General features: G+C 65.1%; 21 protein-coding genes and 1 riboswitch. Of the genes, 12 read left to right on the forward strand and 9 right to left on the reverse strand.

Annotated features, from left to right (window positions below; all coding sequences use genetic code 11):
• Positions 1–15: 15 nt before the first annotated feature.
• Complete coding sequence (locus B4400_RS22170) at positions 16–1,290, forward strand: acyl-CoA dehydrogenase family protein (RefSeq protein ID WP_078312855.1); 1,275 nt, start codon at positions 16–18, stop codon at positions 1,288–1,290.
• Between the two features lie 69 nt (positions 1,291–1,359).
• Here B4400_RS22170 and B4400_RS22175 read toward each other — a convergent pair whose 3' ends face one another.
• Positions 1,360–1,545, reverse strand: coding sequence for a hypothetical protein (locus B4400_RS22175; protein ID WP_078312854.1), 186 nt, complete (start codon positions 1,543–1,545; stop codon positions 1,360–1,362).
• On the opposite strand from B4400_RS22175, the gene secA2 reads away from it, so the two are divergent.
• The 11 genes from secA2 to gcvP all read left to right on the forward strand — a co-directional run bounded on the left by secA2 (position 1,540) and on the right by gcvP (position 13,126).
• Complete coding sequence (secA2, locus tag B4400_RS22180; RefSeq protein ID WP_170915079.1) at positions 1,540–3,864, forward strand: accessory Sec system translocase SecA2; 2,325 nt, start codon at positions 1,540–1,542, stop codon at positions 3,862–3,864. The two genes, B4400_RS22175 and secA2, sit on opposite strands and share 6 nt — an antisense overlap.
• A gap of 56 nt (positions 3,865–3,920) precedes the next feature.
• On the forward strand, positions 3,921–4,550 hold the full coding sequence (locus B4400_RS22185) for a CDP-alcohol phosphatidyltransferase family protein (RefSeq protein ID WP_078312853.1): 630 nt from the start codon (positions 3,921–3,923) through the stop codon (positions 4,548–4,550).
• Position 4,551: 1 nt separating this feature from the next.
• The gene (locus B4400_RS22190; protein ID WP_078312852.1) at positions 4,552–5,496 is read left to right on the forward strand and encodes a DUF881 domain-containing protein; all 945 of its coding nucleotides are present in this window, start codon (positions 4,552–4,554) and stop codon (positions 5,494–5,496) included.
• 36 nt (positions 5,497–5,532) lie between these two features.
• Positions 5,533–5,865 (forward strand): small basic family protein, encoded by a 333-nt coding sequence (locus B4400_RS22195; RefSeq protein WP_078292462.1) that lies wholly within the window; start codon positions 5,533–5,535, stop codon positions 5,863–5,865.
• A gap of 4 nt (positions 5,866–5,869) precedes the next feature.
• A complete protein-coding gene (locus B4400_RS22200; protein ID WP_078312851.1) occupies positions 5,870–6,628 on the forward strand; it encodes a DUF881 domain-containing protein in 759 nt (252 codons plus the stop codon).
• Positions 6,629–6,683: 55 nt separating this feature from the next.
• Positions 6,684–7,079 carry a glycine cleavage system protein GcvH gene (gene gcvH / locus B4400_RS22205; RefSeq protein WP_078312850.1) on the forward strand — a complete coding sequence of 132 codons (396 nt, stop codon included), beginning with the start codon at positions 6,684–6,686 and terminating at the stop codon, positions 7,077–7,079.
• Between the two features lie 227 nt (positions 7,080–7,306).
• Entirely contained in the window at positions 7,307–7,780 is a 474-nt protein-coding gene (gene garA, locus B4400_RS22210; protein WP_078292459.1) for a glycogen accumulation regulator GarA, read from the forward strand.
• Positions 7,777–8,520, forward strand: a complete 744-nt coding sequence (gene ftsR / locus B4400_RS22215; RefSeq protein ID WP_078312849.1) for a transcriptional regulator FtsR — start codon at positions 7,777–7,779, stop codon at positions 8,518–8,520. Before garA ends, ftsR begins: the two co-directional genes overlap by 4 nt.
• 46 nt (positions 8,521–8,566) lie before the next feature.
• Positions 8,567–9,070 (forward strand): bifunctional nuclease family protein, encoded by a 504-nt coding sequence (locus B4400_RS22220; RefSeq protein ID WP_043078983.1) that lies wholly within the window; start codon positions 8,567–8,569, stop codon positions 9,068–9,070.
• 246 nt (positions 9,071–9,316) lie between these two features.
• Positions 9,317–9,943: a MerR family transcriptional regulator gene (locus B4400_RS22225; RefSeq protein ID WP_078292457.1), complete on the forward strand. Its 627-nt coding sequence runs from the start codon at positions 9,317–9,319 to the stop codon at positions 9,941–9,943.
• 61 nt (positions 9,944–10,004) lie between these two features.
• Positions 10,005–10,102: riboswitch (glycine riboswitch) on the forward strand.
• Between the two features lie 186 nt (positions 10,103–10,288).
• On the forward strand, positions 10,289–13,126 hold the full coding sequence (gene gcvP / locus B4400_RS22230; protein ID WP_078312848.1) for an aminomethyl-transferring glycine dehydrogenase: 2,838 nt from the start codon (positions 10,289–10,291) through the stop codon (positions 13,124–13,126).
• Positions 13,127–13,172: 46 nt separating this feature from the next.
• Here gcvP and B4400_RS22235 read toward each other — a convergent pair whose 3' ends face one another.
• The 8 genes from B4400_RS22235 to B4400_RS22270 form a co-directional block, all read right to left on the reverse strand.
• The gene (locus B4400_RS22235) at positions 13,173–15,011 is read right to left on the reverse strand and encodes a vWA domain-containing protein (protein WP_078312847.1); all 1,839 of its coding nucleotides are present in this window, start codon (positions 15,009–15,011) and stop codon (positions 13,173–13,175) included.
• A 189-nt stretch (positions 15,012–15,200) separates the two neighbouring features.
• A complete protein-coding gene (locus tag B4400_RS22240) occupies positions 15,201–17,396 on the reverse strand; it encodes a malate synthase G (protein WP_078312846.1) in 2,196 nt (731 codons plus the stop codon).
• A 100-nt stretch (positions 17,397–17,496) separates the two neighbouring features.
• Entirely contained in the window at positions 17,497–18,552 is a 1,056-nt protein-coding gene (locus B4400_RS22245; protein WP_078312871.1) for a hemolysin family protein, read from the reverse strand.
• Positions 18,545–19,906: a hemolysin family protein gene (locus B4400_RS22250; protein WP_078312845.1), complete on the reverse strand. Its 1,362-nt coding sequence runs from the start codon at positions 19,904–19,906 to the stop codon at positions 18,545–18,547. Before B4400_RS22250 ends, B4400_RS22245 begins: the two co-directional genes overlap by 8 nt.
• A 105-nt stretch (positions 19,907–20,011) precedes the next feature.
• Entirely contained in the window at positions 20,012–21,448 is a 1,437-nt protein-coding gene (locus B4400_RS22255; RefSeq protein ID WP_078312844.1) for a GuaB1 family IMP dehydrogenase-related protein, read from the reverse strand.
• Between the two features lie 48 nt (positions 21,449–21,496).
• Entirely contained in the window at positions 21,497–22,951 is a 1,455-nt protein-coding gene (gene gnd, locus B4400_RS22260) for an NADP-dependent phosphogluconate dehydrogenase (RefSeq protein WP_078312870.1), read from the reverse strand.
• Between the two features lie 115 nt (positions 22,952–23,066).
• Positions 23,067–24,032 carry a M56 family metallopeptidase gene (locus tag B4400_RS22265; RefSeq protein WP_078292451.1) on the reverse strand — a complete coding sequence of 322 codons (966 nt, stop codon included), beginning with the start codon at positions 24,030–24,032 and terminating at the stop codon, positions 23,067–23,069.
• A gap of 14 nt (positions 24,033–24,046) precedes the next feature.
• The gene (locus B4400_RS22270; RefSeq protein WP_078304802.1) at positions 24,047–24,454 is read right to left on the reverse strand and encodes a BlaI/MecI/CopY family transcriptional regulator; all 408 of its coding nucleotides are present in this window, start codon (positions 24,452–24,454) and stop codon (positions 24,047–24,049) included.
• Positions 24,455–24,621 lie beyond the last annotated feature (167 nt).

Raw genomic sequence — 24,621 nt, forward strand, 5'->3', positions numbered from 1 at the left:
AAGAAAGCAGGACACATGCTCGACTGGTCACCGATTGACCTCGCGGTGCGTGACGCCGTGCGTCAGTTCATCGACAAGGAGGTCAGACCTCACGTCGACGCGCTGGAGTCCGGCGAGATGGAGCCGTACCCCATCATCCGGAAGATGTTTGCCACCTTTGGTATCGACGCTCTTGCCAAAGAGGCGCTACAGAAGCAGATCGAGAAGAAGAAGACCCGGGAGGCCGCGCTAGCGGCCGGAGAGCCGCTGGAGGACTCCAAGAAGTCCGATGGCGGGGGAGTCATGGGGCTCGCCGGCGGGTCGGCCGGCATGGGATTCGTACTCACCAGTGAAATCTCCCGCGTCTGTATGGGTTTGGTGACGGGCATGGGCGTGAGCATGGGTCTGACCGTGCCGACGATCGCCTCCCGCGGCACCGCCGCACAGATGGAGCGGTGGCTGCCGGAGCTGGTCACCTACGAGAAGGTGGGCGCGTGGGCCATCACCGAACCCGACTCGGGCTCTGATGCGTTCGGCGGAATGAAGACGTATGTCACCCGCGACGGCGAGGACTACATCCTCAACGGGCAGAAGACCTTCATCACCAACGGGCCCGATGCCGATGTCATCGTGGTCTACGCCAAGCTGGACGAAAAGGACCCGTCGGTCGACAAGCGCGACCGCACGGTGCTGACCTTCGTCCTCGACAAGGGAATGGAAGGCTTTGTACAGTCAAAGCCGTTCCGCAAGATGGGCATCCACAGCTCACGTACCGGGCAACTGTTCTTCGAGAATGTCCGTCTCGGCAGGGACCGGCTCCTGGGCGAATCGGAGACCAACGACCAGGGCGACGGGCGCGATAGCGCCCGGGCCAACTTCTCGATGGAACGCATCGGGGTGGCAGCGCTCGCTCTCGGCGTCATCGAGGAGTGCCTGCGGCTCTCGCTGGACTACGCCAAGACGCGCACCCTGTGGGGCAAGGAAATCGCGCAGTTCCAGCTGATCCAGCTCAAGCTGGCGAAGATGGAAGTGGCCCGGCTCAACGTGCGGAACATGCTGTTCCACGCCATCGAGAGCTTGTCGGAGAACAAGACGCCCTCGCTGGCGGAGGCCTCGGCCATCAAGCTCTACTGCTCGGAGGCCGCCACCGACGTCGCGATGGACGCCGTGCAGCTCTTCGGCGGCAACGGCTACATGACGGAGTACCGGGTCGAACAGCTGGCGCGCGACGCCAAGTCGCTCATGATCTATGCCGGCAGCAACGAAGTTCAGATCACCCATATCGCCAAGGGCCTGCTGGCAGGCAACTAGCCCGGTAGCCGGCTCGGCACCCGAGCGCCGATTCACGAGGATCTGGCGGAGTACTAGGCCTGGCCGGGCCTAGTACTCCGCCAGACACGTGCTGCGCACCTCGAGGTTCACGCCGGGGCGCCACGATGCGGCCACGGCAGTGCCATCTGTGGCCGGCCCGACCTCCAACTCGATATTTCTGGCGGTAGCCGATTCGGTGATCGTCGAGTTCGCGGCACCGACGGCGCTCCTAGCTCCCTGACGTACCGTGTGCATGTGCGCAAGTCGAACACCGCCTCACGGTTCACCGGGAAGTTCTGGAAGCTCCTCGGTGCCGCCACCGACAAGAACCAGAGCCAGTCGCTGGACCTCGTGGACGCCTCGAAGAAGTACGACGAGAAGGCCAAGGACCTCACCGACGAGCAGCTCACCAAGGCGGCCAAGAAGCTCGACCTGGCCGAGGGCATCGAATCCAAGGACATCGGCCAGTTCCTGGCGATCGTCCGTGAGGCCGCCGAACGCACTATCGAAGAACGACCGTTCGACGTTCAGCTGCTGGGCGCATTGCGCATGCTCGACGGCGACGTCATCGAAATGGCGACAGGCGAGGGCAAGACCCTCACCGGTGCGATCACCGCCGCCGCCTACGCGCTCGGCGGGCGCAGCGTGCATGTCATCTCGGTCAACGACTACCTGGCCCGGCGCGACGCCGAATGGATGGGGCCGTTCCTGGAGCGCCTCGGGCTGACGGTCGGATGGATCACCGAGGAATCGACCGCCGACGAACGCCGGAAGGCCTACGCCTCTGACGTCACCTACGGGTCAGTTAACGAAATCGGCTTCGACGTGCTGCGCGACCAGTTGGCGATCGACGTCGACGACCTGGTGTCACCGAGTCCCGACGTCGCGGTCGTCGACGAGGCCGACTCGGTGCTGGTCGATGAGGCCCTGGTGCCGCTGGTACTGGCCGGCACCAGCCACCGCGAAGCCCCGAGCTCCGAGGTCATCGAAGCGGTACGCGAGCTGACCGCCGGAGAGGACTACGAGGCCGATAACGATCGCCGCAACATCTTCCTCACCGATACCGGCGCCCGGAGGCTGGAGAAGCGTCTGGGGAACATCGACCTCTACTCCGAGCAGAATGTCGGGACAACCCTCACCGAGGTCAACGTTGCCCTGCACGCCCACGTTCTCCTGGAGCGCGACGTGCACTACATCGTGCGCGATGGCGCCGTGCACCTCATCAACTCCTCACGGGGCCGCATCGCGGCCCTGCAGCGCTGGCCCGACGGCTTACAGGCCGCGGTCGAAGCCAAAGAAGGCATCGAAACCACCGACACCGGTGAAGTTCTCGACACCATCACCGTGCAGGCCCTCATCAACAGGTACCCGCGCGTATGCGGCATGACCGGTACGGCGCTCGCGGCAGGTGAACAGCTTCGGCAGTTCTACAAGCTGGGCGTCTCACCGATCCCGCCCAACACCCCAAACATTCGCGAGGACCAGCCCGACCGCGTGTACATCACCGAGGCGAGCAAGAACGACGCCATCGTCGCGCATATCGCCGAGATCCACGCCACCGGCCAGCCGGTGCTCGTCGGCACGCACGATGTCGCCGAATCTGAGGCGCTGCACCACCGCTTGGTGCGTTCGGGCGTTCCTGCCGTCGTGCTGAACGCCAAGAACGACGCCGAGGAGGCCCGCGTCATCGCCGAGGCCGGGGCGCTCAAGACTGTCACGGTGTCCACTCAGATGGCCGGCCGCGGCACCGATATCCGGCTGGGCGGTTCCGAGGAGACCGACTACGACGCCGTCGTGGAAGTTGGCGGGCTGCATGTCGTCGGCACCGGACGACACCGCACCGAACGGCTCGACAACCAGCTGCGCGGGCGCGCCGGGCGCCAGGGCGACCCGGGTTCGTCGGTCTTCTTCTCCAGCTGGGAGGACGAGGTTGTTGTGGCATACCTTGATTCGGCCAAGCTCCCTACCGAGACCGATGACGACGGACAGATCATCAGCACCAAGGCCGGCGGTCTGCTCGACCACGCCCAGCGGGTCGCCGAGGGCGCGATGCTCGATCTGCATGCCAACACCTGGCGTTACAACCAGCTGATCGCCCAGCAGCGTGCCATCATCTCGGACCGTCGCGACACCCTGTTGCGCACCGATACCGCCCGCAAAGAGCTCAAGGAGCGTTCCGCTGAGCGCTATGACGAGCTGGCGGAGGAACTTTCCGAAGAGCGGTTGGAGCGCATCTCGCGGCAGATCATGCTCTATCACCTTGACCGTGGTTGGGCGGACCATCTGGCCTACCTCTCGGACGTACGAGAGAGCATCCACCTGCGTGCGCTCGGGCGGCAGAATCCGATCGACGAGTTCCACCGGCTCGCCGTAGACGCCTTCGCCTCACTGGCGGCCGACGCCGTGGAGGCCGCGCAGCAGACCTTCGAAACCGCGAATCTGGTTGACGAGGAACAGGGATTGGATCTATCGAAGCTTGCCCGGCCGACCTCGACGTGGACGTACATGATCCACGACGACCCGCGTAAGAACGACAGCCTCTCGATTCTGAACTTGCCGGGGGTCTTCAGCTGACGACAAGCCGCCTGTTTACGTGGGGTATCGCTCCGCGAATATGAGAGGCTGGCCGGATGGGAACCGATGAGCCGCTTGCGCGAAGAGCTTCAGCTCCCCATGAGCCGCCTCCCGGAGATGACCGGATACTGACGGTCCCCAACGTGCTGAGCGTTATTCGGCTCGCGTTCATCCCGTTGTTCCTGTACCTGCTGCTGGTGAAGCACGCCGACGGCTGGGCCGTCGCCATTTTGATGCTGAGCGGCTTCACCGACTGGGCCGACGGCAAGATTGCCCGGCTGATGAATCAGTCGTCACACCTGGGCACGCTCCTGGACCCGGCCGCCGACAGGCTGTACATGGTGACCACCCCCATCGCGTTCGCCATCCGGGACATCGTGCCGTGGTGGATCGTCCTCACCCTGCTGGCCCGCGACCTGATTCTCACCCTTGGACTGCCCATCGTGCGCCGCCGTGGAATCGAGGCGTTGCCGGTCATCTACATCGGCAAGGCCGCGACCTTCGCATTGATGTCGGCGTTCCCGCTGATCCTCATCGGCGAATGGGACTCGCTGTGGGGCAGGATAATCGGCCCCTGCGGCTGGGCGTTCCTGATCTGGGGGCTGGGCATGTACCTGTGGACGTTCGTGCTCTACATCGCACAGATAGTGATGGTGGTCCGGCAGCTGCCAAAGGTCAGCACCTGACATGAGTACCGACGACCCGATACATGGCAATGGGCCACATCTCATGGGTGGTTTCGAACCCGAGGAAGGTCTGGGCCATCACAGTGCAAACCGGCCCAAGCGCAATCCGGTGCCCTCGCTCTTGCGCACACTGCTCTCCGATCATCTCGACGCCGGATACACCGAGGCGGCCGCCGCACGCCGCGCCGGAGCTGCGCCGCGCTCACGCCTGGCCGAATGGGGTTGGCAGGCAGTCGCTGCCATCGCCACCGCCGCAGTCTTCGCGGCGGCCGTCGCGCAGACCACCCGCATAGCGCCCGGCGTCATGCAGGAGAAGCAGGGACTGCTGGCAAGTATCCGCAGTGAACAGCGCGATTCCGGAGCACTGGAGTCAACCCGCGATCAGTTGTCGGCGGAGGTGGCCGGCGCTCGGCGCAGCCAGCTGGAAGGCAACGAGCAGGGCAAGGAGCTGCTGAATCGGTTGGACCAGTTGGGTCTTGCGGCGGCAAGCACCCCGGTGCGCGGACCCGCGCTGATCGTCACGTTGGCCGACCCGGGCAGCACCGGCGATCTTTCGGACGTCTCGAAGGAACGTATCCCGCGCAGCCAACAAGTTATTCTCGACCGCGATATGCAGCTTGTCGTGAACTCGCTGTGGACCAGTGGTGCAGAGGCGATTTCGGTCTCGGACGTTCGTATCGGCCCCAACGTGACGATGCGTCAGGCCGGGGGAGCGATCCTGGTCGACAATCAGCCCATCAGCTCGCCGTACCGCATCGTCGCCGTTGGTCCCGCTAACACGATGAAATCCTCGTTCGAGCGCAGTCCGGGCATGGCCAGGATGCGGCTTCTCCAGAAGTCCTATGGCATCCGGCTCACCCTCGGCACCCAGGAGGACGTCCAACTGGCCCCGGCGGCTAATCGGGACGTGAAGTACGCCAAGGAAACTCCAGTAGGAGCCCGATGACATGACCCGGACCGTGACGAGGAGAGGAAGTAGACGATGATCGGCATTGTCGCGCTGGTGATCGGCGTGGTTTTGGGGCTGGTGTTTCATCCGAACGTGCCCGACGCCGTCGCCCCGTACTTGCCGATCGCGGTGGTGGCGGCGCTCGATGCGCTTTTCGGCGGCGCACGGGCCTATTTGGACCAGATATTCGATTCGAAGGTGTTCGTGGTCTCCTTCGTGTTCAACGTGCTGGTAGCGGCGCTGATCGTGTTCGTGGGCGACCAGCTCGGGGTCGGCACGCAGCTGTCCACCGCCATCATCGTCGTTCTCGGCATTCGCATCTTCGGCAACGCTGCCGCCCTGCGGCGCAGGTTGTTTGGGGCGTAAGCCGATGACCGATTCCCAGCACGAGCCGCACCCCGGCAAGCACGAGATGCCCAAGACGCGCCGGCCGCCGACCCGCACTCAAGTCACCTTCGGAGTGCTGGGTGTCGCGCTGTGCGCACTGCTGGGGCTGGCGATCACCACTCAGGTTCGCCAAACCGAATCCGGCGATGGCCTGGATACCGCGCGGCCCGCTGACCTGCTGGTGCTGCTCGACTCGCTGCAGCAGCGCGACGCCAGCCTGAACAAGGAGATCGCAGACCTGCAGCAGAGCCTTATCACCATGCGCGCCAGTGGAACCGGCAATCAGGCAGTGATCAATGACGCCAAGGCTCGGCTGTCGGCGCTGTCCATCATGGTGGGGACAGTCGGTGCCACCGGACCGGGTGTCGTCCTCACCATCAACGATCCCGGGCAGGGCCTCGGACCAGAAGCGCTCCTCGACATCATCAACGAGCTGCGGGCGGCCGGTGCGGAGGCGATCGAGATCAAGTCGGGCGACCAATCGGTGCGCATCGGGGCCGATTCGTGGGTAACCGGGACCCCAGGACAGCTCACCGTCGACGGCACGCTCCTGGCGCCTCCGTATTCGGTTCTGGCGATAGGCGATCCGCCGACACTCGCGGCGGCGATGAACATTCCCGGTGGCGCCGTCGACACCGTGTCGCGAGTGGGCGGTGGCGTTACCATCGACCAGCCGACACGCGTAGACATCACCACCTTGCGGGAACCGAAACCGCGCCAATACGCTCAGCCCAGCAAGTAGCCCTCCGGGCCCAGCGACTACGCAGACCACTGACCGAGAGCAAGGATGATTCACCGTGACCGAAATTCCTGCCGACCTGCACTACACCGAGGAACACGAATGGGTGCGGCGCACGGGTGAGCGCACCGTGCGTATCGGGATCACCGACTACGCACAGTCACAGCTCGGCGATGTGGTGTTCGTCCAGCTGCCGGACGTGGGCTCGGACCTGACCGCCGGCGCCACGTTCGGCGAGGTGGAGTCCACCAAGTCGGTATCTGACCTGTTCGCGCCGATCACCGCGAAAGTTGTTGGCGCAAATGGCGATTTGGATTCCAACCCGCAGCTGGTCAATTCCGACCCGTACGGCGAGGGATGGTTGGTCGATCTTGAAGCCACCAGCGCGGCAGACCTCGACGCCGCTCTTAATGACCTCTTAGACGCATCGGGATATGGTGACGCCACCGATTAGGAGGGCACCAGTTCTCCAACCGGTCCGATGACCACTATTTCGGGTGGACCACTGGCCGATACGGCAGAGGTGGCCCGTTACGGGCAGTCAGACGGTACGGTCGGAAATGAGCGGCGATGAGCGCTCGCCGCGAAGAGCATGAGGGCAGATGAGGGTCGCGAAGAGCATCAAGCTCAGCGAGATCCGCACTGACAATCGAATCCTCCAGGGGCGAGGAAGAAGGAGCGATGGTGACCGATAACGACAAGGACGACACGTCAGGCGAGGTCACCGCGGAGACGACCTCGGTGTTCCGCGCCGATTTCGCGACGGAGCTGGAAGCGCCCGCGCAGGCCGCTACCGACGTGTCGGGTGTCGAGGGATTGCCCGCCGGTTCGGCACTGTTGGTGGTCAAGCGCGGACCCAACGCGGGATCGCGATTTTTGCTCGATCAGGCGACCACATCGGCCGGACGGCACCCGGACAGCGACATCTTCCTCGATGACGTCACCGTAAGCCGTCGTCACGCCGAATTCCGGCTTGACAGTGGCGAATTCCAGGTCGTCGACGTGGGCAGCCTCAACGGGACCTATGTCAACCGCGAGCCCGTGGATTCGGCGGTTCTCGCCAATGGCGACGAAGTGCAGATCGGAAAGTTCCGTCTGGTCTTCCTGACCGGGCCGAAGTCGGCCGGCGATGACACCGCCCCGGGTGGCCAGTGACAGCTCCCGACCGGCCGGCTCTCACCGGAATGTCGATTGGGTCGGTACTCGACCTGTTGCGTCCGGAGTTTCCGGACGTCACGATCTCGAAGATTCGATTCCTCGAATCGGAGGGCCTGGTTACCCCGTCGCGTAGCGCGTCGGGGTATCGCCGGTTTTCGGCCTATGACGCCGAGCGGCTCCGGTTCATCCTGACCGCCCAGCGCGATCACTACCTGCCGTTAAAGGTGATCAAGGAGCAGCTCGACGCCCAGCCCGACGGCGCGCTGCCCGATGTGGCGGGTTTCAGCGGCGGCCCTCGGCTGTTCGCGATCACCGATGGTGATGAAACCAACAGTGTTGCCCGTCAAGGATTTCCATCGGTACGTCCCACCCGGCTCAGCCGCGAGGATCTGCTGTCGCGTTCCGGCGCGGATGAGGTGCTGCTGACCTCGCTCATTAGGGCGGGAATCATCACCTCGGGCCCAGGCGGTTTTTTCGACGAATACACGGTTCTGATCGTTCAGTGCGCCGCCGAGCTGGCCGACTACGGTGTCGAGCCGCGGCACTTGCGCACCTTCCGATCGGCGGTTGATCGCGAGACTGATTTGATTGCCCAGATCGTGGGCCCGACCGTTAAGGCCAACAAGGCAGGAGCCCGCGACCGCGCCGATGACCTGATCCGGGAGGTGGCGGCGCTGTCGATCGCGCTCCACGGTGCGATGATCAAGTCCGCGGTGCGCGGCGTCCTCGATCGCTGAGGACTAGACTCGCGGTACGACAGAAGTACTGGTGTTGGAGGGCACGATGAGCGAAGTTCGAGTCGTGGGAATCCGCGTGGAGCAGCCCCAGAACCAGCCGGTGTTGTTGCTGCGGGAATCCGCCGGCGATCGATACCTGCCGATTTGGATCGGTCAGTCCGAGGCTGCGGCCATTGCCCTGGAACAACAGGGGGTGGAGCCGGCGCGGCCGCTCACCCATGACCTGATCCGCGATCTCATTGTCGCCCTTGGGCATTCACTCAAGGAAGTACGGATCGTGGATTTGCAAGAAGGCACGTTCTACGCGGACCTTGTTTTCGACAGTGATATCCGGGTGTCGGCACGGCCGTCCGATTCGGTGGCAATCGCGCTGCGCGTAGGGGTTCCGATCTACGTCGAGGAAGCCGTACTGGCCGAGGCGGGCCTGATCATTCCCGACGAGGACGACGAGGACTCCGGCGGAGCGCTGCGAGAAGACGAGGTCGAGAAGTTCAAGGAGTTCCTCGACAGCGTGTCGCCCGACGACTTCAAGGCCACAGAAGGCCCGTAAACAGGGCCTTAAGTAACGAGTAAGTCTCAACCTGACCTTTACAGTCTCGACCCGGGCGCGTCGCGTTGACCGTGATTTCCCGGAGGCCATAATTTGACTCAGCGGCCGGCACGGGGCAGCGCAAGGAGCGTATGCTCGGAGAATTCGTGCTTGGACGAACGCACTACCGGCGGACTCGGTTCCTCGAGGTTTCTCAGGGAACCGCGCCACGAGAGCCGGCGAAGCGATCGGCGAGAGGGAGCAGAAGTGGTCGAACAGCCGCAGCAGGGGCAGCTGGACATGACGCTGGATGGGAGCGCGGCGGGTTCCGCCGAGTCATCCGCGTCTGACGGACCTGTCCAGCCGGGTCTCTTCCCGGATGACTCCGTTCCCGACCAGCTCGTTGGCTACCGCGGACCCAGTGCCTGCCAGGTTGCCGGCATCACGTACCGCCAGCTGGACTACTGGGCGCGCACCTCACTGGTGGTTCCCTCGATCCGCGGCGCGGCGGGCTCCGGCAGCCAGCGCCTGTACTCCTTCAAAGACATCCTGGTCCTCAAGATCGTCAAGCGACTGCTGGACACCGGAATCTCACTGCAGAACATCCGGGTAGCCGTCGAACACCTGCGTCAGCGGGGGGTCGAGGATCTCGCGAACATCACGCTGTTCTCGGACGGCACCACGGTCTATGAATGCACCTCCGCCGAAGAGGTCGTCGACCTGTTGCAGGGCGGACAGGGCGTATTCGGCATCGCGGTCAGCGGTGCCATGCGCGAGCTGACCGGCGCCATCGCCGAGTTCCCGGGGGAGCGCGCCGACGGCGGCGAGGCCATCGAGGCACCCGAGGACGAGCTGGCCTCCCGTCGCAAGGATCGCGCCCGCAAAATCGGCTGATCCGGCCCACTCGCTCGGCGGTCTGGACCAGAGGGTTAACTCGCGTAAACTGGTCAAGCATCGCCCGTGGGCGGGAGAGTGTCATGACCGCCAGTCATGGCCGCCGAAGGAGCAACACCTCTCCGCCAATCTCTCAGGCCCCCGAACCGCTCTCGGCCCCGATGCCTCTGAAAAGCGGTGATCCGATCTTTCGATCAGATCGCCCGCCGACGGGGAAAGGCTCTCACCCCGCGAATCCGCCTGGTGAGACGACCGAATCTCTCAGGCGCCCGTATCGGGTTGATGACAGAGGGAGGGGAGACGCCGTCGCGTGCCTGTCGCGTGACTCGGCCCTCCGGGAGTGTCATGTCTTTCGCCGATCGCCATATCGGTCCCACCGCTGCTGATATCGACACCATGCTTGCCACCATCGGCGTGGCCAGCCTCGATGAGCTCGCCGCGAAGGCCGTTCCGGCCAGCATCCTGGATGAGCAACACGGCGGCCTCGCCGCCGGCCTGGACGCGCTCCCGGCAGCAGCATCCGAGCACGAGGCTCTGGACGCACTGCGGAAGCTCGCCAGCCAGAACACGATTGCCGTGTCGATGATCGGACAGGGCTACTTCGACACGCTGACACCACCGGTGCTTCGCCGGAACATCCTGGAAAACCCGGCCTGGTACACCGCGTACACGCCGTACCAGCCGGAGATCAGTCAGGGACGCCTTGAGGCGCTGCTGAACTTCCAAACCATGGTCGCCGAGCTCACCGGCCTCGATATCGCGAATGCCTCGATGCTCGACGAGGGTACGGCCGCGGCCGAGGCGATGACGCTCATGCATCGCGCCGTGAAGTCCGGGTCCAACCGTCTGATTGTCGACGCCGACGTGTACGGGCAGACCGCGGCCGTCATCGCCACCCGCGCCGAACCGCTCGGCATTGAGGTGGTGACCGCCGATCTCACCCAGGGACTACCCGATGGCGAGTTCTTCGGAGTGATCGTGCAGTTGCCCGGCGCCTCCGGGTTGGTGCGTGACTGGACTTCGGTCATCTCCGAGGCCCATCAGCGCGGCGCACTGGTGGCTGTCGGCGCCGACCTGCTGGCCCTCACCCTCATAGCCCCACCCGGCGACATCGGTGCCGACGTCGCCTTCGGCACCACTCAACGCTTTGGTGTCCCCATGGGATTCGGTGGCCCCCATGCCGGGTACCTCGCGGTACACACGGCGCACGCCCGGCAGCTCCCCGGGCGCCTCGTCGGTGTGTCGGTGGACGCTGACGGCGCACCCGCATACCGGCTCTCGCTGCAGACTCGCGAACAGCACATCCGCCGCGACAAGGCGACCAGCAACATCTGTACCGCACAGGTGCTGCTGGCTGTGATGGCCGCCATGTACGCGAGCTACCACGGCCCGGAAGGGTTGCGCAGCATCGCCACCCGGGTGCACCGCAACGCGCAGCTACTGGCCTCGGGGCTGACTCGCGGCGGCTACACCGTGGTGCACGACCACTTCTTCGACACAGTGCTGGTGCACGTCCCCGGCAAGGCCGCGGAGATCCAGGCGGCCGCCAAGGCCGAAGGTGTCAACATCTGGAGTCCCGACGGCGACCACGTCTCGATCGCCTGTGACGAGGCGACCACCCTGCCGCACCTCGTGGCGGTGCTGCGGGCATTCGGGACCGACATGTTCGAGGGCACCCTGGAGGCCCCGCGCCCCGCGGATATCGCGACCCGAGACTCCGATTACCTGGCCCACCCGGCATTCAATCGCTATCACAGCGAGACCGACATGATGCGCTACCTGCGCGCGCTGTCGGACAAGGATATTGCGTTGGACCGCAGCATGATTCCGCTCGGATCCTGCACCATGAAGCTCAACGCGGCCGCCGAGATGGAGCCCATCACCTGGCCGCAGTTCGCCACTCAGCATCCGTTTGCCCCGGCGGGCGATTCTCGCGGCCTGCGCACGCTGATCGCCGATCTCGAAGGCTGGCTGTCCGATATCACCGGGTATGACAACGTGAGCCTGCAGCCCAACGCGGGATCGCAGGGCGAGTACGCGGGGCTGCTGGCCATCCGCCAGTACCACATCGACCGCGGCGAAAGTGCGCGTGAGGTGTGCCTGATCCCGTCGAGCGCGCATGGCACCAACGCCGCCTCGGCCGCCTTGGCGGGTATGCGCGTCGTGGTGGTGGCCTGCCGAGAGAACGGCGATGTCGACCTGGACGACTTGCGGGCCAAGATTGCGGCGAATGCCAGCACGCTGGCAGCGATCATGATCACCTACCCGTCCACCCACGGTGTCTACGAGCACGACATTGCCGACATCTGTGCGGCCGTGCATGACGCCGGGGGACAGGTGTACGTCGACGGCGCGAACCTGAACGCCCTTGTGGGACTTGCCCGTCCCGGGCGCTTCGGCGGCGATGTCAGCCACTTGAACCTGCATAAGACCTTCTGCATCCCTCATGGCGGCGGTGGGCCCGGCGTCGGACCCGTCGCGGTGCGCAGCCACCTCGCGCAGTACCTGCCGGGGCATCCGTACGCCGACGAACTGCCGTCCGGACCTCCGGTGTCCTCGGCGCCCTATGGTTCGGCGTCGATCCTGCCGATCACCTGGGCCTACATCCGGATGATGGGACCCGACGGGCTGCGGGCGGCGTCGCTGACTGCGATTGCCTCGGCCAATTACCTGGCGCGCCGTCTCGACGAGTACTACCCGGTGCTCTACACCGGCGATAGTGGCATGGTGGCCCACGAGTGCATCTTGGACTTGCGGGATATCACCAAGAACACCGGCGTGACCGTCGACGATGTAGCTAAGCGCCTGGCCGACTACGGCTTCCACGCACCGACGATGAGCTTCCCGGTGGCCGGCACGCTCATGGTGGAGCCCACCGAGAGCGAGAGCCTGGCCGAGGTGGACGCCTTCTGTGAGGCGATGATCGCGATCAAGGCCGAGATCGACAAGGTCGGCTCCGGGGTGTGGCCGGTGGACGACAACCCGCTGCGCGGCGCGCCGCACACCGCCGAATCACTTACCGCCGACGAGTGGAATCATCCGTACGGCCGGACCGAGGCGGCGTACCCGCTCGGAAAGGGGTTCCGCCCCAAGGTGTGGCCGCCGGTGCGTCGCATCGACGGTGCTTACGGCGATCGCAATCTAGTGTGCTCCTGCCCACCGATCGAGGCCTTCGCCGAGTAGCGATGCCGCCCCGAGCAGCCCCCCGCGTGCGGGGGGCTGCTCGGGGTTAGGACACGAAGCGCGTGATGGCCGCGGCCAGCTCCGGGCTGTTCGAGGCCGTCAGGTTCTGGTAGGCACCACCGGTCTGCTGAGCGAGCGCCTGCCAGGTCTGCTGATCGGAGTCGTTGCCGAAGTCGATCACATTGATGCGCACCGGCCGCGCCGGATCCTTCTGGCGGTTGATCGTGTCGATGAGGCCTGCACTGTCCAGGCTCTGATCGGTGTGCGAGTGACCCGCCACGATGAGTACCGAGTTGACTTGATTCGGGCGGAAGCTGTTGACCGCTTCCTGGTACACGTTGCGCAACGTGGTGAATGCCACCGCACCATTGGCGGTCGGCTGCAGCGCCGTCAACGCGTCGGCCACACTCTGCGACCTGGGCACGCCCTCGACATCGTCGGAGGCGGCACCCAATCGCACGACGGTGTTGCCTTCCTTGCCGTCATACGTCCAGAGCCCCACACCAGAGCCCGGGGCAACGGTGCGTATGCGGTTGGCAAGCGCCCCAGTCACATCGGACAACTTCACGCCCTCGGAGGACAACGAGGAATCCAACATGATGGTGGTCGCCCCGGCACCCGTTGACGTGCCATCGGCCAGCGCGACACGAACCTTGTCCTCGATGGTCAGCGGCTTCTCGATCTTCGCGAAGCTCACCACATCGCTACTGGGCAGGTCTGCCCCCTCGGCGCGGAATCCAGCGGCCGCGAGATCCTTGAGCTGATCCTTATCGCCCAGGAAACGCGCGAATTGGCTTGCCGCGGTGTGCTGCTCTTCGGACAGCCACGCACCGTCCAGCTGCACGGTGGGGTAGTCGGCAATCGGAGTAGCCCCGGCGGGCAACCATGCGGCGACGACCTTCTTGGCATCACCGTTGCTGCGGGTACGGGCGTAGAGCTGCTGCTCGGTGGTGACCACCGAGTGCACCGCGGCACCGGGCTGCTCGCCACCGTCAAGCAGCGCACCCAGGGCATCGGAGAGATTGTTGGCGGGCAGCTTGGGAGCCGTCGCGGCCAACGACGCGGCCGCACCGGCACCGAGCTCAGCCGAATCGCCGGGACGAACACTGGCGGCTGCCACCGCTTCCGCGGCCAGCTGGGCTGCATCGGCGTTACCGCTCGAGGGCAGCGCCAATCGCAACGAGCCCCAACCGGGAAGGCCGAAACCGTCCAGTGAGTTCGGAACGTTCTGCAGCGCAGGCAGATCCGCCCAGCTCTTATCGGCAGGAATGGCCTGGCGCAGCCGTGGGGTGGTCGCAATCACGACCGGCGTACTGACCAACGACCGGCTGTCGCTCACGATGTTGGTCTTCGAAGCCGCCTTCAGCCGTGCCGAGGAGATCGAGCTCCCCGGAATCCACAGCGCCGGCTGCGCTCCGAGCTCGGCGGGCCACTGACCCGTCAGCCCCTTGATCACGTTGGTCGTATCTGCCGGGCGCACCGCGACGGTGAAGCAGTAGTCGCCGATCACCTCGTGCTTCTGGTTGAACCGTTCGGATAACTCGCCAATCCGGTCCGCGATGGACGGATCGGCAACCACGGCGATGGCGTTGTTTCCGTGCACGCAGGTCGCGGAGGCCTCCGCTTGGTTGTCGGTCGTCCGCCTGTCGAAGTACCACCACAGTCCGATGGACACGGCCACCACAAGCACCGCCGCCACGACGCCGACCAGCCCCTTGCTGACGCCCCAGTTGCTACCACCGCTGCGGTGCGACCGCTGCCAGCTGCCTGTGTCGAACTCCGAACCGGAGCTCGACTCGGACACCGGCTCGGAGTCCGCGTCCCAATCGTCGTTGTCGTCCCGATCGTTTGGGCTACCCGACCCAGATGCGCTGTGCCTGCCCATGTGTTGTCGCGACCCTTCTGATCGTGTCTAAATACTTGTCCAGCGGTTGAGTACGACCCCCGCTGCGCGTCGGCCCGAGTCTACTGTCCCTGACCGCCGATACCACGGTGCGCGCAACCAAACCGCGTCCAAATAGACACGGAGACGTACCCTGCACCACGAGGTAAAGGCACGCCCGACGGCCATCCGCTACTTGGCCGCCGCGGCCTTGTACTCGCGACGGCGCCGGTGCAGGATCGGCTCGGTGTACCCGTTCGGCTGATCCTTACCCTCCAAGATGAGCTCCTTGGCGGCCTCGAAGGCAATGTTGCTGTCGAAGTCCGGAGCCATCGGACGGTAGTCCTTGTCGCCGGCGTTCTGCCGATCGACAACCGGTGCCATCCGCTGAAGACCCTCGACCACCTCGTCCTCGGTGATGACATCGTGCCGCAGCCAGTTGGCCAGCAGCTGGCTGGAGATACGCAAGGTAGCGCGGTCCTCCATGAGCGCCACGTCGTGGATGTCCGGAACCTTGGAACAGCCGACTCCGTGGTCGATCCAGCGCACCACGTAGCCCAGGATCGACTGGCAGTTGTTGTCGATTTCCTCGCGGATGTCCTCAGCGGTCCAGTCGTGACGCGATTCGGCCAACGGGATGGTGAGCAAAGACTCCAGTTCCGCGCGGTGTTTACCGGCGAGCTCCTGGTCCACCGCCTTGACGTCAACCTGGTGATAGTGCAGCGCGTGCAGGGTCGCGGCGGTGGGGGACGGCACCCACGCTGTGGTGGCTCCCGCGCGCGGCTGCGCGATCTTCTGCGCGACCATGTCCGCCATCAGGTCGGGCATGGCCCACATGCCCTTGCCGATCTGTGCCTTACCGGCCAAACCGGCACCCAGCCCGGTGTCGACGTTGTGATCCTCGTAGGCCAGGATCCACGGCTGCGACTTCATGACGGCCTTGCGGCACATCGGACCGGCTTCCATCGAGGTGTGGATCTCGTCGCCGGTGCGGTCCAGGAAGCCGGTGTTGATGAACACCACGCGATCGGAAGCGGCCTTGATGGCAGCCTTCAGGTTGATGGTGGTGCGGCGCTCCTCGTCCATGATGCCGACCTTGAGGGTGGCATGCGGAAGTCCGAGCACCTCTTCGACGCGGCCGAACAGCTCGGCGGTGAAGGCCACTTCCTCGGGCCCGTGCATCTTGGGCTTCACGATGTAGACGGATCCGGTACGGCTGTTCTTCAGCGGACCGTTCTTCTTGCCGGAACGCAGGCCATGAATGGCGATGAGGCTGGTGAAGAGCGCGTCCTGGATGCCTTCGGGCATCTCGTTGCCCGCGGCGTCCACGATGGCGTCATTGGTCATCAGGTGGCCGACGTTGCGGACGAACAGCAGGCTGCGGCCCGGCAGAGTCAGCTCACCCTTGCCGTCCGGGGTGTTGAACACGCGATCCTCGTTGAGCACCCGGGTGAAGGTCTTGCCGCCCTTGGAAACATCCTCGGACAGGTCTCCCTTGTTGAGTCCCAGCCAGTTTCGGTACCCGAGCACCTTGTCCTCGGCGTCCACGGCGGCCACCGAGTCCTCGAAGTCCATGATCGTGGTGATCGCCGATTCCAGCACGACATCCTTGATGCCGGCCTTGTCGGTGGATCCGACAGGGGAGTCGGGGTCGATCAGAACCTCGATGTGCAGGCCATGATTGATGAGCAGCACCGACCACTGCGGCTTACCGAGCTTGCCGGTGTAGCCCACGAACTGGTCGGGGTTCTGCAGCCCCGTGGAGAGTTCGTCGCCGAAATCGATGAGCAGTTGGCCGTCGTCGATCTTCAGGCCGACGGCGTCTTTCCACGAGCCGGCCGCCAGCGGCGCCGCACCATCGAGCACCTCGCGCGCGTACGCGATGACCTTGTCGCCGCGGACCCTGTTGTACGACGAGCCCTTCTCGGCCCCGTCAGTTTCCGGAATGACGTCGGTGCCGTACAGCGCGTCGTAGAGGGAGCCCCAGCGTGCATTGGCGGCGTTGAGCGCGAAGCGCGCGTTCAAGATCGGAACAACCAGCTGCGGCCCTGCCGTCGTGGTGATCTCGTCGTCCACGTTGGCGGTGGTGATGGTGAAATCCTCAGGCTCCGGAACCAGGTATCCGATCTCGGTGAGGAACTCCCGGTACTCCGACGGATCCAGCGGCTCGATGGCGCGCTGCCGGTGCCAGCGATCAATCTGAGTTTGCAGGTCGTCGCGCCGGTCGAGGAGCTCTCGGTTCCGCGGAGCCAAATCGGTGACTACTTTGTCGACCCCAGCCCAGAAAGCGTCGGCATCCACACCGGTGCCCGGGAGGGCCTCATTGGTGATGAAGTCGTATAGCACCCGCGCCACGCGCAGGTTGCCCACATCGACGCGATCACTCATCGCAACTCCTCTGTGTTGTTTGTGGGTCTGGGACCGGACGCTCGTGCGAATCGGTGAACAATGATCCTACTCATTGGTAGCCATCAACCCCGAAACCGCGCTATATGCGGTGAGTTCCGTCACGCACGGTGCCGACGAGATCCTCCACCAGATCCTCCAGGGTGACCAGGCCCACTACGCTGCCGTCGGTGGTTGACATGAGTGCCAGATGACTGTTGCTACGACGCAATGTCGACAGCGCCTCCGGTAGCGGAACCGAACCGTGCAATCGCGGCAGGGGCCGAATGAACGCGGGGTCGATGGTCGCCTCCGGATCGTCCCCCATGGTCAAGACGTCCTTTATGTGCAGATAGCCGAGGTAATCCCCGTGGGGTCCAATGACTGGGAATCGTGAGTAACCAGTTTCGGCCACGACCCGCTCCACAGCGGTCACCGAAGGCGCCTGCGCCGAGCCCGATACGACGATCGATCGAATCTGGTTAGCGGGCACCACCACGTCCGCGACCACACGGTGCTGGATCTGCAGCGCGCGCCGCAACCGGGTGTGTTCTTCCTCGTCAAGCAGCCCTTCGGACAGCGACTCCGCGATCATTTCCGAAAGTTCCACGGTGGATACCGTGACCTCAAGCTCGTCCTTCACCGGGACCTTGATGATCCGCAACGCGGTGTTGGCGCACCAGTTGTAGAAGGCGATCAGGGGCCGCGCCAGCCGGATGTAGACCAGGTAGGGCGGAATCAGAAGCATGGCGGCGGATTCTGGACCGGCGATGGCGATGTTCTTGGGCACCATTTCACCGAGCAGCACGTGTAACAGCACCACGATCGACAGCGAGATGACGAACGCGACGGTGTGCGTCACCGCCGAGGGGGTGCCCAACAGCCCGAAAGGACGTTCCAGAAGGTGCGCTACGGCGGGCTCCCCGATGCGGCCCAACAAGATTGAACAGATCGTGATGCCGAGCTGGGCGCCGGCGAGCATCAGAGACAGCTCCTGGCCGGCCATCATCACCGTCACCGCGCGCTTCTTGCCCGCCTCCGCCAGTGCCTCGAGCCGATCCCTGCGGGCGGAGATGAGGGCGAATTCGGCACCGACGAAAAACGCGTTCGCCAAAAGCAATGCGGCGGTGAGTAGTACGCCGAGTATGTCGCTACCCATCGTGGTCATTCCCCCGAGCGTCGGTGTCAGTCAGCTCGGTGAGCTCGATCTGGTCGATCCGTCGACCGTCCATGCCCGCGACCCGGGCCCGCCAGCGGGGCAGCTCAGCGAACGGATGGTCCGGCACCACCGCCGACAATTCGACGGTCTCGCCGACGGTCGGGATGTGACCGAGCTCCTGGAGTACCAGACCGCCGATCGTCTCGTACTCTCCCTCGGGGGCCCGGTAACCGGTCGCCGCCGAGACCTCGTCGATGCGCAACAGACCCGACACCACCCAACCGCCCCCGGAGGACACCACATCGGGCGTTGCGTCATCGTGCTCGTCCCGGACATCGCCCACGATCTCCTCGATCATGTCCTCGACCGTCACCAGCCCGGCGGTGCCGCCGTACTCGTCGACCACCAACGCGGTCTGCATGCCATTGGCCCGCACCTGCTCCATGACCGCGTCGCCGTCGAGAGTCGAGGGCACCACTGCGACCGGCCGGGCCAGACTCGCCAGCGTGGTCGTGGCACGGCGATCCCGCGGCACCTCGAAGATCTGCTTGACGTGAACGATGCCGATCGTCGCGTCAAGATCACCCTCGGTGATCGGAAACCGCGAGAAGCCCGTGTCGACGGCGATGGCGATCAGGTCGGCGACCGTGTCCGTCGCTTCCAGCGATTCGATCTCGGTGCGCGGGGTCATGAGTTCCTCGGCGGTGCGGCTCCCGAACCGCAGCGAACGGTCCACCAGCACCGCGGTGGTTTCGTCCAGCGCGCCGCTGCGGGCCGAGGTGCGCACCAGCGACCCCAGCTCCTGGGGCGAACGCGCTGACCGCAGCTCCTCGGCCGGCTCAATTCCCATGCGCCGCAGCACCCAGTTGGCGATGCCGTTCAAGGCGCGGATCGCGAAGGCGAACACCGCCGAGAACAGCACCATGGGCCCCGCGGTGGCGCGTGAGGTCGAGATAGGGCGCGCCAAAGCGAAGTTCTTGGGCACCAGCTCACCGAAGATCATCGATATCGAGGTCGCGATGACGAGCGCCAGCGCCAGCGATATCGCGCTGCTGACCGTCGCTCCGGTGTATCCGATCGCCTGTGTGAGCAGGCGCGCAATCACCGGCTCGGCCAGATATCCGGTCACGAGTGTTGTGATGGTGATGCCGAGCTGGGCCCCCGACAGCTGGAAGGACAACGTGCTGTGCGCCCGTTTGACCATCCTGTCCCGGCTATCACCGGTCTTGGCACGCGCCTCGATGGAGCTGCGCTCCAACGCGGTCAGGGAGAACTCGGCGGCCACGAAGAGTGCCGTCCCCGCGGTCAGCGCGACGAACGCAAGCAAGCTCAGCCCGGTGAATAAGAGCGTCACCGCTGGCTGGCCCCTTAGGTTGAGAGATCACACGGTGTGACCGTCGTGAGGCTCATGGTAACGGTGCATGTGGCCAGCAGGTACTCAACCGTCGGGGGAGGACGGTCACCAACCTTCGGGAAGCGGGCGCCCCTCGGCGAATCCGGCAGCCGACTGGACGCCCAGAACCACTCGTTCGTGCAGCTCAGCCAGCGTGCGCGCACCGACATACGTGCAGGTGCTGCGCACGCCCGAGATGATGTGGTCGATGAGGTCCTCAACACCGGGCCGTTGCGGGTCCAACTCGATCTTCGAGGTGGAAATGCCCTCCTCAAAAAGGCTCTTGCGCGCCTGGTCGAAGGCGCTGTCACCGGCGGTGCGGGCGGCCACGGCACGCTTGGACGCCATCCCGAAGCTGTCCTTGTAGCGGCGGCCGCTGGGAGAAAGCTGCAGATCTCCGGGAGATTCGTGCGTGCCGGCGAACCAGGAACCGATCATCACGTTGGCAGCACCCGCCGCGAGCGCCAGGGCGACGTCTCGTGGATGCCGGACCCCACCGTCGGCCCACACGTGGGCACCGAGTTCGCGTGCAGCCGCTGCACATTCGATGACGGCAGACAGCTGAGGGCGACCCACGCCGGTCATCATCCGGGTGGTGCACATGGCGCCCGGGCCCACGCCCACCTTCACGATGTCCGCACCGGCCCCGATCAGATCCCGGGTGCCCTGCGCCGACACCACATTGCCCGCGGCGATGGGCACACCCAGCGACAGCTCCGCGACCGATCCCAGCACCTCGATCATCTTCTGCTGGTGTCCGTGCGCGGTGTCGATGACCAGGAGATCCACGCCGGCCTGCGCCAAGGCCGTTGCCTTGGCGCGGACATCGCCGTTGATACCGACCGCACCGGCGATACGCAGGCGTCCGCTCGCATCCACAGCTGGTGTGTACAAGCCGGCCCGGATCGCCCCGGTACGGGTGAGGATCCCCGCCAAGGTTCCGTCCGGGCGCGTCACAACCGCCACCGGCACATGCGCCTCGGCCAGGCGATCGAAGATCGCCCGCGGATCGGTCCCCGTGGGCACCGCGACAAAGTCGGTGGTCGCGATGTCGTGCACGCGGGTGAACCGGTCGATGCCAGTACAGGCGGCCTCGGTGACCAGCCCCCGTGGCTTACCGTCCTCCAGCACCACCGCGGCCCCGTGCGAGCGCTTGTGGATCAAGGCCACCGCCTCGCCCGCCGAGTCATCAGGCGCCAGGGTCACCGGCGTGTCGTAGATCAGATCGCGACTCTTGATGAACTCGACCGTCTGCGCGACCGCCTGCACCGGAAGATCCTGGGGCAGCACGGTGATTCCGCCACGGCGTGCGACGGTCTCGGCCATCCGTCGCCCCGCCACCGCCGTCATGTTGGCGACCACGATCGGGATCGTGGTGCCGGTGCCGTCCGCGGTAGTCAGGTCGACATCGAACCGCGAGATGACATCCGAGTGGTTCGGTACCACGAAGACATCGTCGTAGGTGAGGTCGTACGGTGGCCGCTGCCCGTCTAGAAACTGCACAGTATCGCTTTCCTTATGCGTCCCGAGATGCCTCCCGAGGCGTCCGGTTTACGCCTCTACCTCGCTACGGTCGCCGCTCCAGAGGGTGTGGAACTTGCCGGGGGAGTCCACGCGCTCATAGGTGTGCGCACCGAAGAAGTCTCGCTGTGCCTGAGTGAGGGCAGCGGGCAGGCGATCGGTGCGCAAACCGTCGTAGTACGACAGCGACGAGGCGAAGCCCGGGACCGGAATGCCCAGCTGCGTCGCCGTCACCACGACGCGACGCCAGCTGTCGATGCCGTTTTCGACGGCGGCGCGGAAGTACGGGGCGGCGATCAGCGTGGCCAGGTCAGGCTCGTCGGCAAAAGCGTCCTTGACGCGATTGAGGAACTGGGCGCGGATGATGCAGCCACCCCGCCAAATGGTGGCCAGGTCACCCGGCTTGACGTTCCAGCCGTACTCGGCGCTCCCCGCGGCGATCTGGTTGAAGCCCTGCGCGTACGCCACGATCTTGGATGCGTACAGCGCCTGTCGCACATCATCGACAAATTGCTTTGCATCGCTTGGCTTCTCGCCCAGCGATCCGGAGGTGAAACCGGCCGCGGCGGCACGCTGGGGGCGTGATCCGGACAGGGCACGGGCGAAGACCGCCTCGGCGATTCCGGTGACCGGTACGCCGAGGTCCAGGGCGGACTTTACGGTCCAGCGACCGGTGCCCTTCTGCTCGGCGGCGTCAACGATGACGTCGACCAAGGGCCGTCCTGTCTTGGCATCGGTGTGGGCCAGCACATCGGCGGTGATCTCGATGAGATAGCTCTCCAGCTCACCGCTGTTCCACTCGGTGAAGACCTCGGCGATATCGGGTGCCGACATACCCAGCGCATCGCGCAGCAGTTGGTAGGCCTCGCCGATCAGCTGCATATCGGAGTACTCGATGCCGTTGTGCACCATTTTCACGAAGTGCCCCGACCCGTCCGGGCCGATATGTGTGCAACAGGGCGTGCCATCGACGTGTGCCGCAATGGATTCCAGCAGCGGACCCAGCGCCTTGTAGGACTCGACGGGGCCGCCGGGCATGATCGAGGGGCCATTCAGCGCGCCCTCCTCACCACCGGAAATTCCCGCGCCGACAAAGTGCAGCCCCCGTGCGGCCAGCGCAGCCTCACGGCGAATGGTGTCGGTGTACAGGGCGTTACCGCCGTCGATGATGATGTCGCCGGGCTCCATCGCGGATGCGAGCTCTTCGACAACGGCATCGGTGGGATCACCGGCCTTCACCATGATCAAAACGCGGCGCGGGCGCTCGAGGGCCGCGACGAACTCCTCGACCGTCTCGCTGCGAATGAAGTTTCCCTCAGACCCGTGATCGGCCAACAGCGCGTCGGTCTTCGCGACCGATCGGTTATGCAGGGCGACGGTGTATCCGTTCCGTGCGAAGTTCCGCGCGATATTCGATCCCATGACGGCCAGCCCCGTCACGCCGATCTGAGCTTTTCCCTGCGCCGAGCCGTCTGCAGCCGTCACCAGCACATCCTTTCGTTGTTGCGCACCAAAGCCGTTCACTCGTCGCGCAAGCGGCTCATTGCCGATTCTCGCGCAGTCACTCTCGACCCGCGAGCGCGGGTCACCTACTCACGGGTTAACTGCTGAACAAGCGCTGAAGTTCGGTGAACCATGGGATGACCACAGCCAACGTCGGCACCACCAGTATGGCCGCAGCGGCCGCATAAGCGCCGCACGACAGGACCAGGCTGTTCCCGCTCCCGCCCAAGCGCCGGACCCGGATCAGGGTGGTGGGGCCACCGGCCGCCATCGCACCGACCGGTGTCGGGCCACCCGCGCACGCGACGAGTGCGCGGGCCAGGGGAGTAGGGCCGGCCGTCCGGACCGCGGCATCGTCGGCGAGCAACTCGACGAGCAGTTTGACCGCGTCGAGCGCGTTTTTGCTGCGCACGATGACCGGGAACGCGTCGTGGACGGCGGTGAAAGCCTCTAACACGAGGTCATGGCGCGCGCGCAGATGGGCGCGCTCGTGCGCGACGATCGCGGTCACCTCATTGTGTCCCAGTGTGCTCAGCGTGCCCTCGCTGACGACCACGCGGCTCCGCACACCTGGCAAGCAGTAGGCCAGGGGTTCATCGACTTCCAGCACCCGCAGATCGTGGTCACGCCGGCGATGGATGTCGTAGCCCCCGCGCCAGTTCTCGCAGTACCGCTTGTGATCCAGCAGGTCGACGACCGCCCGGTGATGGGCGCGGCGGCGGCGGGTACGTACACCCACCCGGATCACCGACACCATGAGCCGGATGCCGATGAGGATCGTGATCGCGAACACCGTGACGTAGAGCAGCCACAAACCCCAACCGAGGCGGTCGATTTCACCGGTGATCGTGGCGGTGGGGTGGCCGTCCGGCCCCGGCACGAGAAGTCTGCTCGCGATCGCAAGCCCGGAACTGAACGCGGAAAGAACGGCGGCCGCGGCAATGGCCTGCCACAGAACCATCGCCGCACGTGGCGCGCGGTATGGCCAGCGCGCACGCGCGAGCAACGCCGGTACGGGACCGGTCAGCAGCAGCGCGAGAATCGCGAACGCCAGGGCGGACACATACCTAGTGTCCCTTACTCGGTGGGGCGACCGCCAGCAGATGGATCTTTGGCTTCGAGCTCGGCCAGGGCACGGCGCAGTGCATCGGCCTCATCAGGGCCAACACGCTCCACGAAATGCACCAAGGCGGCCTCGCGGGCACCCGAGTTGTTGGCCTGCGCCAACGCGTCCACCATCAGGCCCGCGACAAGCTCGTCGCGGCCGTGCACGGGTGCGTAGCGGTGCGCGCGATCATCGCGGTGCTGCACCACCAGATCTTTCTTGGCGAGACGTTGCAACACGGTCATCACGGTCGTATAGGCGAGGTCACGCCGCGTCGACAATGCCTCATGGACCTGGCGGACAGTCTGGGGCTCGGGAGAGGACCACAGATGGTCCATCACCGCGCGTTCAAGTTCGCCCAGGCGTGCCATTCCGAACATTCTACGTTCACCTCCGACGCAATGCCGTACTACATCCAGTCGTACTTCTTCTGACAGCCAACGATCCATAGCTCGGTCTTTGTTCCAGCGCTCGATTCGGTCTCACCATGTGGGCCAAATCCGTCAACACGGCCCGATGATCAGGAGCTTCGGTGAGAGCAGTCACA

Source organism: Mycobacterium sp. D16Q13 (assembly GCF_002013375.1).
Taxonomy (GTDB): Bacteria; Actinomycetota; Actinomycetes; order Mycobacteriales; family Mycobacteriaceae; genus Mycobacterium.